The sequence below is a fragment of the Symbiobacterium turbinis genome (assembly GCF_055383075.1).
Genome location: NZ_AP042433.1, coordinates 3,729,906 through 3,743,894, shown reverse-complemented (window position 1 = coordinate 3,743,894; position 13,989 = coordinate 3,729,906). Strand labels below are relative to the sequence as shown.

The window sequence follows — 13,989 nt, the reverse complement described above, 5'->3', positions numbered from 1 at the left end:
GTTTCGCCCACAGCTTATTTATGTGTAAATTCGGAAAATAGCAGGATCCCAGACCGAACAGGAAGAACCGTCTTTCCCACGAGGACAGGGGCCCCGACCTCGAATCCTGTTCGGAGGTGGAGCGTCCATGCGATCAGGGATCCGTTCCCGGCCCAAACACCTGGATTCCCGGTTGATGCGCACCGGGCTGGCGCTGCTCCTCACCGCCGCCATACCCGCGCAGGCACTGGCGATGGTGGGGACCGGCGTGCGCCCGGGACCCATCAAGGCGGGACCCGGAAAGCCTGCCGCAGTCTCCGTGTCCCTCTACTCTGCGGCCACCGTCAAGGCCAAGATCCAGCCCTCCGTACTCGACGCCTTCCAGCACAGCGATAAGGCCCGCTACCTGGTGAAGCTGAAGCTTCAGGCCGACGTCGCAGGCGCCGCGGCCTCAGCGCGGCAGCGGGCCGCAACCCCGGCAGCCGCCGAACTGGCCGCCCGCAGCGCGGTCATCCACAGCCTGCAGGAGGCCGCCGACCTGTCTCAGGCCGGCCTGGTCGCCTTCCTGGAGAAGGCGCAGTCCATGGGACAGGTCGAGTCGTTCGAACCGTTCTGGATCACCAACATGGTGGCGGTGACCTCTGACAAGGCCACCCTGGAGAAGATCGCCGCCCGTCCCGAAGTTGAGGCCATCTACGAGGACGAAAAGGTCCACCTCATCAAGTCCGACATCGTGACCATCGAGGAGTCTGTTGAAACACTCTCCGGTGCGCCCGAGTGGAACATCGAGCGCATCGGCGCCCCGGCCGTCTGGCGCCAGTTCGAGATCGACGGCACCGGCGTGGTGGTCGCCAGCATGGACACCGGTGTCGATCCCGACCACCCGGCCCTGGCTGAGCAGTACCGGGGGGTCGGCGCGGCTGACCACAGCGCGTTCTGGTTCGACGCGGTCAACGGGCGTCCGGAACCCTACGACGACGAGGGTCACGGCACTCACACCGCGGGCACCATGGTCGGCCGCACCCCCGACGGCGAAAACCAGATCGGCGTGGCGCCCGGCGCCAAGTGGATCGCGGCCAAGATGCTGGACGAGTTCGGCAGCGGGTACACCAGCTGGATCCTCCAGGCAGGCCAGTGGATCATGGCCCCCGGCGGCGACCCGGCCAACGCGCCTGACGTCGTGAACAACTCCTGGGGCGGCAGCTCCGGCATGAACGAGTGGTTCCGGGACGTCGTCGTCGCCTGGCGAGCGGCAGGCATCGTGCCGGTCTTCGCCAACGGCAACAGCGGCCCCGGCGCCGGCACGGTGGGCGTGCCCGCCAACTACCCCGAGTCCATCGGCGTGGGCAACGTCACGAAGGACGACACCCTGAACTCGGGCTCCAGCCGCGGTCCCAGCCCGTACGGTGAGATCAAGCCCGAGGTCTCCGCACCCGGCACCGCCGTCCGCTCCGCCCTGCCGGGCGGCATGTACGGCGCCGGCACGGGCACGTCGATGGCGGCCCCCCACGTGGCCGGCACGGCGGCCCTGCTCCGGCAGGTGGATGCCAGCCTGACCGTCGATGAGATCGAGGCGATTCTCACCAGCACGGCTGACCCGATGACGGATGCCCAATATGCGACCGTTCCCAACAACGGCTACGGGCACGGCATCGTCAACGCTTACAAGGCCGTCGCCCAGGCTCTCGGCCTGGCCGAAGGCCGCATCTCCGGCCGGCTGCTGGCTGAGGGCGACGACCTGATCGGGCCGACGATCCGCCATACCCCTGTCACTCAGGGATTCAAGGGCACACCAACAACCATTGAGGCCGAGATCACCGACGACGTGTCCCTCAGCGCAGTGTACCTGCGTTTCCGCCAGCCCGGGCTCAACTGGTGGGGCATCGTGGACATGACCCAGACCTCCGGCGACCACACGGGCGGCACCTTCGTGGGCACCATCCCGGCCGAGCTTTCCACCACCGACACGATGGAGTATTACATTGAAGCGGTCGACTTCGGCAACAACCGGGCCTTCAGCGGAACCCGGAACAACCCGCACGTCATCACCATGCTGGACGGCGTGAAGCCGGGTTACCTGGAGGACTTTGAGGGCAGCATCGTCGGCTGGTCCACCGGCGGGGAGCCCGCAGACCTCTGGCAGATCGGTGAGCCGACCTCCGGCCCGGGCGCCGCGTACTCCGGCCAGCGCGTGGCCGCCACCAACCTGGACGGCGAGTACACCAGCAACGCGCAGGCTTTCCTGATCACGCCGCCCATCGACCTGCGGGACGGGGCTGCCGCGCTGCGGTTCAGGCACTGGTACAACATGGAGACCAACTTCGACCTGGGCATCGTGGCCATCACCGCCGACTACGGTGAGACGTGGGAGATCCTGGCCACCTACACCGGCACCAACGGCGCGTACCAGGAAGCCGTCATCGACCTGTCTGCCTACGCAGGGCTGTCCAACCTCTTCCTGGCCTTCGTCCTGGACACCGACGTCAGCGTCGTGCGTGAGGGCTGGTACATCGACGACGTCGAAATCTACGTGGACAACGAGCCCCCGGCCGTTCCGACCAACCTCAGCGCACAGGCTACGCCGCTCGGTTCGATCGCCCTCACCTGGGACGCGACCGACGCGGGCGACTTCGACCACTACACGGTCTACCGGTCCACCACCTCGGGCGAGGGTTACGCGCCGATCGCCACCACCACCGACCCGGCCTACAGCGACTTCGACGTGGAAAGCGGCACCACTTACTACTACGTGGTGACAGTCAGCGACTTCTTCGGCAACGAGAGCGAGTACTCCGCCGAGGCATCTGCCACCGCGGCTCACGTGGTCATCCGCTTCCGGGACGACATGGAGTCCGGGCCCGGCGAATGGACCACTGCAGGCACCAACAACTCCTGGGAGTGGGGCGTGCCCACCAGCGGCCCCGGCGAGGCCTTCTCCGGCGAGAACCTCTGGGCGACGAACCTGGCCGGCAACTATCCCAACAACGCCGACGCTTCGCTGATCTCGCCGCCCATCGACCTGAGCGGTCTCTCCTCCGCCGCGCTGGCGTTCACCCACTGGTACCGGCTTGAGCGCAACTGGGACTACGGCCGCGTGGAAGTCACCGCCGACGGCGGCGAAACCTGGACGGAGCTGGCCATCTACACCTCGCCGGCTTCGGGCGGAGCTCCTGTCGGCCCCGAAACCCCGCTCATCGACCTGACGGACTACGTGGGCGGGACCGTGCAGGTCCGCTTCCGCCACACCTCCGACGGCTCGGTCAGCTATCCCGGCTGGTACATCGATGACGTAATCGTGTCCGGCGCAGAGGCCGGGGCCGGAGCCGAAGCTGTGCCCGCCCCGGTGAGCCTCTCCAAGCCCGGCGACAGCATCACCCCGAAGGATGAGAAGCCCGCCGAGACGGTCATCCTCCGGCACCAGCTTCCCAGGGCAGCCAAGTCCGAATACCGGGTCGAGACGGAGGAGCCGGTGGTCCGCATCACGGCGCTGCCGATCATGGAAGGCACGGTGACCGTGCTCGAGAACGGCCGCGTGGTGCGCACCAACCCGGGCGACGGCTCCTACTCGCTGGCGCTCCCGGCCGGCACCTACACCCTCATGGCCGAGTCCTACGGGTACTACCCGCAGACCCGCCAGGTTGACCTCGGCCCCAATGAGGAGCTGACCGTCAACTTCCTCCTGCAGGAGATCCCGCGCGGCCTGCTGGCCGGCACCGTGACCGACGCCCGGACCGGCGAGCCGATCGAGGGCGCCCGCGTGCAGGTCCTCGACGACGCCCGCGTCGCACCGACCACCACGGATGCGGCCGGCCGGTTCAGCCTCAACCTCCTGGAGGGCTCCTACACGCTGCGCGTCTCCCACCGGAGCCACTACATGGAGGAAATCACGGTAGACGTGCCCGGCAACCAGACCACCGAGCTCTCGATCGTGATGCGGCCCTTCGCGGGGATCCCCGGCGAGCTGGCCTATGACGACGGCACCGCCGAGACCGCCTGGGCGATGTACGACGCCGGCAACGGCTGGGCCGTGCGCATGTCGCCCGAACCCGGTCAGACCGTGATGGTGACGGGCGCCCGGGTCTACCTGTGGGATACCACCTGGCCCACTCCCGGAGGCAACACCTTCATGGTGGCCGTTTACGGCAGCCGCCCGGACGGCTCGCCCGGCGATCTGCTGCTGGGTCCCGTGCTGGTGGAGGACGCCGTCAGGGGCGCCTGGAACGAGGTGGATCTGCGGCCCTACGGCATCACGGTGCAGGGCGACTTCTACGTGGCAGTCATTCAGGCCGCCGACTATCCCAACGTGCCCGGCCTGGCCTTCGACGAGACGGTCGATCAGGGCCGCACCTATGAGGTCGTGGATGGCGTCTTCGGTCCCTGGACCGAGCCGAGCAACGCCATGATCCGGGCCCTGGTCTCCACCGAAGTCGGGCCGCCGGCTATCCTGAGTCCGGCCGACGGCACCTTCACCAACGAGACCGAGGTCCTGGTGGAGGGCCGGAGCTCCGCGGGCACGTCGGTAACGATCTACGTCAACGATGAGCTTGCGGCCGAGACCGCGGCCGAAGCGGACGGTACCTTCTCCGCCACGCTGACGCTGGATGAGGGCGAGTATACCCTGACCGCCGTGGCCACCACCGCGGACGGCGACAGCACCGATCCTTCGGCTCCGGTCCGGGTCACCGTCGACCTGACCGCCCCCGAGCTCACCATCGACGAGCCGCAGGATGGCGCCGTGCAGAACCACCGGCTCCTCACCGTTGCGGGCCAGGCCCTGGATCTCCACCTGGCCGGGGTCGACGTGAACGGCACCGCGGCTGAGGTGGATGTTGACGGCCGGTTCACCGCCGAGATCATCGTCCGCGAGGGTGAGAACCTCGTCACCGTCACCGCCGTGGACCGGGCAGGCAATGCCACCTCTGCCTCGGTAACCATGACGGTCGACAGCACCGCACCCGAGCTGACCAACCTGCAGCCCGACGCCGACCTGACCCTCACGGCCGGCGACACCCTGACGGTCTCCTTCGAGTCTGAGCCCGGTCTCGCGCTCGCTGCGTTCAGCATCGTGGCGAACCTGGGCGGCGGCTCCGCCGCAGGCGACGACGCCTCGTTCGGCCTGGAGCCCGGCGAGATCGCCATGACCGAAACGGAGCCCGGTCGCTACGAGGGCACCTTCACCGTTCCCGACGACATGAGCATGCCGCAGGCCCTCGTCCGCTTCCGGGCGATGGACGCCGCCGGCAACACCACACGGGCGACCGCCCCGGGCACGCTGACCATCGTCCTCCCGGAGGATGAGGATCCCGGCGAGCCGGATCCGGGCGAACCCGATCCGGGTGAGCCTGACCCCGGCGAGCCCGATCCGGGTGAGCCCGATCCCGCCGAGCCCGGCGGCCCCGTCGCCGTGATCACCGGTCCCACCGAAGTCGAGGTCAACAGGAACAGCCGGTGGGATGCGCACGGATCCGCCTCCGATGTGCCCATCATCTCCTACGAATGGGATATGGGCGACGGTTCCAGGATCCAGCGCGGCCGCACGGTGGCGCACCGCTACAAGGAGGCCGGCACCTACACGATCACTCTGACGGTCACCGACCGGAACGGCAACACGGCCACCACGACCCTCGACGTGGTGGTGGGCGGTGGCCAGCATGAGTCTGCAGGGCCGAATGCTGTGATCGACGGGCCCTCCTCGGTGCAGCCGAACCAGCTCGTCAAGTTCAGCGGACTGAAATCCACCTCCAGCTCGCAGATCCTCCGCTACGAGTGGGACATGGGCGACGGCACGCAGACGCAGTTGCCGATGGTGGTGCACCGCTGGACGAGTCCCGGCACCTACACCGTGACGCTCACGGTCACCGACCTCGCGGGCAACACCGCCTCCGTCACCATGACGGTCGAGGTCACCCAGTGACGGGACACCCCTTTGCAAGAGGGAGCGCCTCGCCGCTCCCTCTTGCCGCGTCTGGCTGCACGTCCCCTCCGGCCCCTCACCCGAGCGCTCCTCCCGGCTCACCCTTCACCTCACCCGCGCGGGCGACTCCCACCCCGCGAAACCACCCACAGATTCACCCCTTTGTGAGCCTCAATGGATGTTACACTTCCAGCAGGTTCGCTTTTCTGGAGGGAGGACGGAGACGATGAAGCGCCACGTCATGCGCCGGCTGCAGTCGCTGCTGGCCGTGCTGCTCTCCCTGGCGGGGCTGACCGTGGCCGCCATTCCGGCTTTTGCCCGGGAGCCGGAACAGCATGCCGCCTGGCTCCTGGCCATGGAAGCGGCAGACTCGGAATGGGTGGGCACCGGGGGACCCGAGTGCAGTTCCATCACCTACGAGCTGACGATCCCCCCGCTGACGGAGGAGCGGGTCTACTCGCTGCCGATTGAGTGCCCGGACATGCAGAACCTGGCGCCCGGTGACTCCGGCCTCGTCGGGATCTACAAGGTGAAAAACGGCGGCACCCAGCCCGTGCAGCTCGCGATCAAGGGCCTGGTCGATGGCGCGCTGTTCTCCGGCGATGATCCCATGCTGCTCACCATTCAAGACGATAACAGTTCCTACGCATATGACGGTGCTTACCACAACATGGAAGACCTGGCTGCCGATGAAACCCGCACCATCACGATCGACTACGACGTGCCCCTGACCGCCGGCAACACGTACCAGGGCGAGCAGGGAACCCTCTTCGTCTATCTGCGCGTCAAGCCCATCCGCACGCCGGGCGGCGGTGACGATGGCGGCGGTGACAACGGCGGCGGTGACAACGGTGGCGGAGACAATGGCGGCGGTGACAATGGCGGCGGTGACAGCGGTGGCGGCAACAACGGCGGCGGTGGCGGCAGAACCCCGCCCGAACGGCCGCCCACGTCCGAAAGCGAACCCCCGGTCCCGGCGTCCGGCAGGATCACCGTCCGTGTGCTCGGAGACGGTGCGGGCAGCGGTGAGCTGACGCCCCTCGAAGGCGCCGAGGTTCAGCTGGCGGAGTTTGTCGCCAACACCGACGCCCACGGTCAGGTGATCTTCGACGGGCTCCCCTTCGGGACGTATACGGCAATGGCCACGGCCGTCAACCCGCTCACCGGAGCCGACCCGCTGACCGGCACCGGTGCCACGCAGATTACGGCCGAGGAACCCGAGGCCTTTATCACCATCGTGCTGACGTGGCCCCCGCGCCCCGTCCCGCCGCCGCAGGAGGAGCAGCCGGAGCCCGAGCCCTCCAGGCCTACCGGCTCCCTCACCGTGCGGGTCCTCGATGCCAGCCCGCGTAACGAAGGCGTCGACCGTCCCATTTCCGGTGCCATCGTCCACGTGGGCGACCGGGCCGGATTCACAGGCCAGTCCGGCGAGCTGCGCTTCACCGACCTGCCTCTGGGTGAGTACGCCGTGTTCGCCGAGGCAGGCGATCCCCAGAATCCGGACGGCCCGCGCCGGAGCAGTCTGGCCCGGGCCCGGCTGACGGAGGAACGGCCCGATCAGGTTGTCACGATCCGTCTGATCTGGGAGGAGCCCGACCCGGCGATCGACCTCACGCCGGGCGGCATCGCCGGACGCGTGTGCGCACCGCGCACGGGTGCGGCGCGGGTCTGGGCGACCAATGAATCCGGCGAGACGGTCGCCACCGTCGTGGCCGCCACCGGCCGGATCGGCGTGTGGCTGAACTACGAGCTTGCCGGCCTCACCCCCGGCACCTGGACGCTCACCCTGCAGAACCCCGGCGACCCCGCCGTCTCGCAGCAGGTCATCGTGCTGCCCGGCCAAGCGGTGAACGCGCCCGACTTCACGCTGGCCTGCACCGGCGACGGGCTGACCGCACCTCCGCACGTCGGCTACTACATCGCAGGCGGCCTCCTGCTCGTGGCGGGCTGGCAGCTGCGCAGGATGGGCAGGAAGCTGGAGGCGTGATACGATAGGACTGCCGTCTCTTACGCGGCCTATACATCCACGGTTTGGAGGGCTAATCGTTGCTTCAGAAGCTGCAGCTGGTGGCGCGGGAAGGCGCGATCTCGGTCACCGATGTATACCTCGGCCATATAAAGCGTGAAGAGGACCGCAAGCTCCTCGCCCACGCCGACGCCTACAAGTGGAACGACCTCGATCCACAGCTCCGGGCGATCCTGACCCAGCACCTGTACCAGGCCATCGAGGGGGCCCCGGGTGAGGTCAACTTCCCCTGCATGTACACGGGAGAGGTCCTCGCCGTCGACAAGGTGGCCTCGGCCGAATACGACCGGCTCCACAACCGCCCTTCGGTGGAAGTGCTGGAGGCCATCCGGGACATGGCGGATGCCCAGCCCCAGGCGCTGGTGGAACTGGGCAACGTGCTGGCGTACAAGGTGATGGCGGCAGGCGCCATCAAGAACCACCTGGTAGCCGTCCTGCGCTTCCAGATGGTGCCCGAGCTGGGCGCAGCGCCAATGGCTTTCAGCTTCGCCACGGTGCTGGACCTCGACGACCGTGAGGAGGCGCTCTTCGACGAGCAGACCGGCAGTTTCGTCACCCAGGTGCTGAACAACGTCATCAAGCGGACCGCCGTCTCCCGGGCCGTTTTCTTCCCCTGCCTTGACGGGGAAGGGCGCGAGACCGCAGACCTCATGGTGTACGCCGGCAGCGGCGCCGCCGCATGGTTCAAGGCGCTGGAGGTCACCCGCCGCATGAGCCCCCGCCGGGAGGGGCAGGCCCTGCTCCGCATGATCACCGAGCAGAACGCCACCGGAGAGGTGCCCCATGACCTCTTCCAGCGCATGGGCGCAGACCTGCTGGACGAGGCCGAGGACGGGCTCAGCGCCGACTCGGTGGTGCGCAGCATGGAGAAGGCCGTGGGGCACGGCGTCGACCGGCTGGGCTTCCAGGCCCGCTGGGAATCGACGTTCGGCGACCTGTCCTACCGCCCTGCGTACAACTCGCTCTTCGGCGGCGACAATGCGGAAAAGCCGACCCGCATGAAAATGCAGGCCGGCGGCATTGAAATCACCCTGACGCCGAATCACCTGGAGTCCTTCCGGCAGGTGACCGTCGGCGACCGGACCTTCATCCTCTTCGCCGTGCCCGAACGGGCACGGGTCGTGATCGGCAAGGACCTTGACCTGAAGATCAAGCCCGTGGAACTGGCCGACATTCAGCGCTGGATGACCGGGGCCGAGGACGGCGAATCCAACTAGAAGGGGGCGGCCTGTCCGCCCCCGCCTGACGTCGCGCATCAGCCATCCCGACGCTCCGCCTCGTACGTTCGGTTCTTCCGGGCAGCCTCCTGGGCCGCCTGGACGGCGAAGTTCACCCGCCGCAGAATCCGGACCCACTTCAGTACGGTGAAGACGAGTACGACGGCTGCTACCAACAGGAACAGGCGTTGAAGTGAGCCCATGCGGCGTCCTCCCCCACATCATGATCACACCCGTATATTCGCATACCGTTCGCCCCCATGCCGGGCAGCTCCTGCTGTGAAAAGGAGGTGGTCACCGTGCGGGGTGGTTGGATCTGGCTCGGCAACCTGCTGTTGCTCATCGGGGCGCTCCTGGTGCTGCTGCCGGCTGCCCGGTGGCTGCGCGATGAGATCGACCACCGCCGTCAGATGGCCGAGGCCCTCCCGCCGTCGCCCGTGATGCTCGCCAGGCCCGGAGAACCGGGTGCAGACGGGTCCGAACCGAGCGGACCCCCTGGGGCCGGCCCGGCCGACGGGAGTGGAGACGGCGCCGGCGAGGGCGCAGGCGAAGGCGCCGGTGGCGGCAGCGGAGGCGGGGCCCGAGAAGGCGCAGGTGCGGAACCGTTCTCGGATCCGGCCACGGGCGGCACAACCCGGGACTGGCCTCCGGCCCCCCTCTACCACATCGCGATCCCCCGCCTCGGCGTCTCCTATGCGGTGAACGAGGGGGTCGACAACCCCGTGCTGGACCTGGGGCCGGGCCACTACCCGCAGACGGTGCTGCCCGGTGAGGTCGGAAACGCGGCCATGGCCGGCCACCGCACCCGGTTCGGGCGGCCGTCCTTCTTCTACGACCTGGATGCGCTGGAGCCAGGGGAGCTGCTGCACATCGAGTATCCCGACCGCAGCCTCACCTTCGTCGTCGAGCGGGTCTTCATCACCGACCCGTACGACCTCTCCGTCATCGCCCCCACCGATTACCCTTCCCTCACCCTGACCACCTGCGACCCCCCCGGCACCGACGAGATGCGGCTGATCGTACAGGCGCGGCTGCAGTCGCCCCTGGCAGCCGAAACGCCCCCGGGCTAGCCCCGGGGGCGTCTCGCGTTCAATCCCAGTTGCGCCTGTCCTGAAAGAGCGGGCCCTCTGCCGGAAGGGCCCCGGCCGGCACCACCACCACCTGCGGATTCAGCCGGACGGCGGCCTGCACCGCGTCGCGCACGGCCCGGGGGTCGGCCCGGCCGGCGAACTCGATGCGCAGCACGTCCCGGTGGTCGGCATCCCGCTCCACCACCGCCCGCCAGCGCTCCACGCTGCCGGCCAGTTCCGCCATCGCCGCCTCCAGCTGCCGGGGGTAGAGGAAGATTCCCCGCACCTTGGCGACCTCGCTCACCCGGCCCATCCATCCCTTCAGCCGCAGCGCAGGGCGGCCGCACGCGCAGGGCTCCGCGATCATCGCGCTGAGGTCGCCTGTGCCGAACCGCAGGAGCGGGTAGGTCTCCTGGAGGGACGTGACGACCACCTCCCCCACCTCGCCCAGGGGCACCGGACGGCCGTCCGGGTCGCAGATCTCCACGATGACCCCTTCGTCCAGATGCAGCCCGCCGCCCTGCCCGCACTCGTACCCGATGAGCCCCACATCCGCTGTGCCGTAGGCCTGATAAGCCTTCACCCCGTGGGCTTCGATCCGCTCCCGCAGGGTCTCGGGCAGCGGCTCGCCGGTCACCACCGCACGGCGTATCGGCAGAGGAGTGCCGGCCGCGGCCGCCCGGTCCAGCAGGGCGAGCAGGTAGGACGGCAGGCCGGCGTAGCCCGAAGCGCCCACCGCCCTGGCGATGCGAATCTGCAGCTCCTGCTGTCCCACGCCGGCGGGGACCACCACACAGCCCAGCGCCCGCGAGGCCGCATCGAACATGAATCCCGCCGGGGTCAGGTGGTAGCTGAAGCAGTTGAGCACCCGGTCGCCTCTCCGGAACCCTGCGGCGGCGAGGGCTCGGCTGAACCGCCAGTAGTCCGGATCCGTGCCCTGGGGGTCGTAGACGTCGCCGGGGCTCACGAAGATCCGCGCCAGGTTTTCCACCGGTTCCCCCAGGAGCCCGCCGAACGGCGGGGACTCGGCCTGCACGCTGCCCAGCGACTCCTTCCGGAGCACCGGCAGCGCCAGCCAGGCCGCACCGCCGGTTCCCTCGAACCCGACGCCGGCCCCATCGAACCCTATGTCGGCGGCATCCAGCCGCTCGCGCCAGACCGCGCTGCCCTCCCGGGCTGCCGCCAGCACCATCCGCAACCGCTCTTCTCCGCCGGGCGGCACCCAGCGGCTCAGGCCGCCGGCGCCGCCCCCTGCTGCCAAGCCGTTCATGCCAACCACCGTTTCCTGCGTTTGTAGGCCTTCGCCTCCCGGTAGCTCTTCCGCCCCACCTCGCTGAGGCCGAGGTAGAACTCCTTCACGTCCTCGTTGTTCAGCAGCGTCTCCACCGGTCCTTCCAGCACGATCCGGCCGTTCTCCATCACGTAGCCGAAGTGGGCGATGGAGAGGGCCACCATGGCGTTCTGCTCCACGACCAGGAAGGTGGTCTTCATCTCCTCGTTCAGCCGTTTGATGATGTCGAAGATCTCCCGCACCAGGCGGGGGGCGAGCCCCAGCGACGGCTCATCCAGCAGCACCAGCTTCGGCCTGGCCATGAGGGCCCGCCCGATGGCCACCATCTGCTGCTCGCCGCCCGAGAGGTACCCGGCCTTCTGCCGCCGCCGGCTCACCAGCTTGGGGAAGTAGTGGTAGACCATCTCCAGGTCGCGCCGCACGTTGCTCCGGTCGGTGCGGGTGTAGCTCCCGGCAAGCAGGTTCTCCTCCACCGTAAGGTGCTCGAAGACGTGCCGGCCCTCCATCACCTGGAAGATGCCCTTCCGCACGATCTCTGCGGCCTCCCGGTTGTTGATCCGCTCGCCCATGAACTCGATCGTGCCGTCGGTCACCTCGCCGTTCTCCGACTTCAGCAGGCCGGAGATCGCCTTCAGGGTCGTGGTCTTGCCGGCGCCGTTCGCGCCCAGCAGGGCGACCACCTGCCCCTCCGGCACCTTCAGCGACATGCCCTTCAGCACGAGGATCACGCGCTCGTACATCACTTCGACGTTATTCAGAACGAGCACCGGACCACCTCACTCTTACTGCCCCTTCGGCTCCACGAAATCGGTCAGGGCCACGAAGCGGCCGTTCTGCACCTGGTAGATCCGGGCCTTGTCGGTCCCGCCGTGGTCGGTGGGGGTGAAGGTCAGCGGTGCGCCGATGCCGCCCAGATCGACCTCGTTGAAGGTCTCGAAGGCCGCCTTCAGGGTCTCGCCGGTGACTTCGTCGCCTGCCCGCTTAATGGCCTCGGTGAGCACGCGGCCGAACACCCAGCCCTGCAGCCACTTCTGTGTGAGGTCCTCACGCTTCAGGCCGATCTTCTCCGCGTAGGCCACGGCCTCATCGATGCCCGGCCCCTCGTCGTACGGGAAGACGAAGGCCGGCGTGCCGACGAAGCCCTCGGCCGCGTCGCCGGCCGCGGCAAGCAGCGTCTCGTCGACCGAGTAGGTCATGCCCACCACCTGAATCTTGCCGCTCAGGCCCTGCTGCTGCACGGCCTTCAGCACCTGGGCGGTGCCCTTCACCACGTTCTGGATCATGATGAACTCAACGCCCTTGTTGTTCAGGTCCAGCACCTGCGTCACCGCGTCAGCCGCGGCGCCGGGCAGGGCCGCCTCCCCCACCCAGGTCAGGCCGATCTGGGCGGCATAGGCCTTGGCGTCCTCCAAAGGCGCCTGGCCGAAGGGCGAGTCGTGGAAGATCATGCCCACCTTGGCGTCGGGCTTCTGTTCCTTGATCCAGTCCAGCAGCACACGGGCCTGCTGCGAGTAGGTGGACGAGATGATGAAGTTGTACGGGGTGACGGACGGATCCACCAGGCTCTCCGCGTAGGAGCCGGAGAGGTACGGGATCTTGTCCTGCGCGATCATCTCCTTCATCGCCTCGGTGTCGCCGGTGCCCCAGCCCAGGACGGCAACAACCTTGTCCTCGTTGACGTACTTCTTATAGAGCTCCACCGCCTGGGGCACCTGGTAGGCGTAGTCGCCCCAGACCAGCTCCACCTTCCGCCCGTTCACGCCGCCCAGCTCGTTGTTCAGGTAGTCAAACCAGGCCCGGGCGCCCTCGGCGTGGGGCTTGCCGACGTCGCCCGTCGCGCCGGTGATGTCGAAGATGCCGCCCACCTTGATCGGCGCCTGCGAAGCCTGCCCGCCGGCGCCCCCACCGCCGGCGCCTGAACCCCGGCCCCCACAGCCGGCCAGCACAGCCAGAATCAGAAGCGCCCCCATCAGAATCAGGAACCTCTTGTGCCTCCGCATCTGTCCCCAACCCCCTCTGATGTACTGTGCGGTGAGCTGTGCGTGGTGAGCGGTGAGCCGGTGAAAGTGGCGCCAACGGTCTGTCGTAAGTGGTGCGTGGGTGCAGATGGCGTCGACAGTCTGTCGTGAGTGGTGCGTGGGTGCAGATGGCATCGACAGTCTGTCGTGAGTGGTGCGTGGGTGCAGATGGCATCGACAGTCTGTCGTGAGTGGTGCGTGGGTGCAGATGGCATCGACAGTCTGTCGTGAGTGGTGCGTAGGTGCAGATGGCATCGACAGTCTGTCGTGAGTGGTGCGTGGGTGCAGATGGCGTCAACGGTCTGCGGTAAGCGGTACGTTGTGAGCCGTGGGCGGCTGTGGGCAGCAACGGTATCCGGGCGGCTGCCGGGGCCCTGTCTCCCCTCGCTCGCCCACTGCCGGCAGCTCAGGTCGCACGCCCCACCGGCCGCGGGGCCCGGCGCCACGGCCCCGTCGGACGACTCGCCGGTGCCC

The 13,989-nt window shown here is 68.2% G+C and carries 8 protein-coding genes; 4 read left to right on the top strand and 4 right to left on the bottom strand.

Annotated elements, in window-relative coordinates; genetic code table 11:
* Nucleotides 1–127: 127 nt before the first annotated feature.
* The 3 genes from ACZ45O_RS17955 to ACZ45O_RS17945 all read left to right on the top strand — a co-directional run bounded on the left by ACZ45O_RS17955 (nucleotide 128) and on the right by ACZ45O_RS17945 (nucleotide 9,136).
* Complete coding sequence (locus ACZ45O_RS17955) at nucleotides 128–5,893, top strand: S8 family serine peptidase (RefSeq protein WP_464854886.1); 5,766 nt, start codon at nucleotides 128–130, stop codon at nucleotides 5,891–5,893.
* 226 nt (nucleotides 5,894–6,119) lie between these two features.
* Nucleotides 6,120–7,880 (top strand): MSCRAMM family protein, encoded by a 1,761-nt coding sequence (locus tag ACZ45O_RS17950; RefSeq protein ID WP_464854885.1) that lies wholly within the window; start codon nucleotides 6,120–6,122, stop codon nucleotides 7,878–7,880.
* A 59-nt stretch (nucleotides 7,881–7,939) separates the two neighbouring features.
* Nucleotides 7,940–9,136, top strand: coding sequence for a hypothetical protein (locus tag ACZ45O_RS17945; protein ID WP_464854884.1), 1,197 nt, complete (start codon nucleotides 7,940–7,942; stop codon nucleotides 9,134–9,136).
* Nucleotides 9,137–9,174: 38 nt separating this feature from the next.
* Here ACZ45O_RS17945 and ACZ45O_RS17940 read toward each other — a convergent pair whose 3' ends face one another.
* Entirely contained in the window at nucleotides 9,175–9,339 is a 165-nt protein-coding gene (locus ACZ45O_RS17940) for a hypothetical protein (protein WP_464854883.1), read from the bottom strand.
* Nucleotides 9,340–9,435: 96 nt separating this feature from the next.
* Here ACZ45O_RS17940 and ACZ45O_RS17935 point away from each other — a divergent pair, with 96 nt between their 5' ends.
* The gene (locus ACZ45O_RS17935; protein ID WP_464854882.1) at nucleotides 9,436–10,206 is read left to right on the top strand and encodes a sortase; all 771 of its coding nucleotides are present in this window, start codon (nucleotides 9,436–9,438) and stop codon (nucleotides 10,204–10,206) included.
* Between the two features lie 19 nt (nucleotides 10,207–10,225).
* On the opposite strand, the gene ACZ45O_RS17930 is transcribed toward ACZ45O_RS17935, so the two are convergent.
* From ACZ45O_RS17930 to ACZ45O_RS17920, 3 genes are read right to left on the bottom strand one after another with little or no spacing between them, the layout of a single operon-like run.
* A complete protein-coding gene (locus tag ACZ45O_RS17930) occupies nucleotides 10,226–11,476 on the bottom strand; it encodes a phenylacetate--CoA ligase family protein (RefSeq protein WP_464854881.1) in 1,251 nt (416 codons plus the stop codon).
* The gene (locus ACZ45O_RS17925; protein ID WP_464854880.1) at nucleotides 11,473–12,264 is read right to left on the bottom strand and encodes an ABC transporter ATP-binding protein; all 792 of its coding nucleotides are present in this window, start codon (nucleotides 12,262–12,264) and stop codon (nucleotides 11,473–11,475) included. The genes ACZ45O_RS17930 and ACZ45O_RS17925 overlap by 4 nt, the downstream gene beginning before the upstream one ends.
* Before the next feature lie 15 nt (nucleotides 12,265–12,279).
* Nucleotides 12,280–13,497: an ABC transporter substrate-binding protein gene (locus ACZ45O_RS17920; RefSeq protein ID WP_464854879.1), complete on the bottom strand. Its 1,218-nt coding sequence runs from the start codon at nucleotides 13,495–13,497 to the stop codon at nucleotides 12,280–12,282.
* Nucleotides 13,498–13,989 lie beyond the last annotated feature (492 nt).

Coding starts and splice junctions, on each gene's coding strand:
- ACZ45O_RS17955 (WP_464854886.1), top strand. CDS start 128: ATGCGATCAGGGATCCGTTCCCGGCCCAAACACCTGGATTCCCGGTTG.
- ACZ45O_RS17950 (WP_464854885.1), top strand. CDS start 6,120: ATGAAGCGCCACGTCATGCGCCGGCTGCAGTCGCTGCTGGCCGTGCTG.
- ACZ45O_RS17940 (WP_464854883.1), bottom strand. CDS start 9,339: ATGGGCTCACTTCAACGCCTGTTCCTGTTGGTAGCAGCCGTCGTACTC.
- ACZ45O_RS17930 (WP_464854881.1), bottom strand. CDS start 11,476: ATGAACGGCTTGGCAGCAGGGGGCGGCGCCGGCGGCCTGAGCCGCTGG.
- ACZ45O_RS17920 (WP_464854879.1), bottom strand. CDS start 13,497: ATGCGGAGGCACAAGAGGTTCCTGATTCTGATGGGGGCGCTTCTGATT.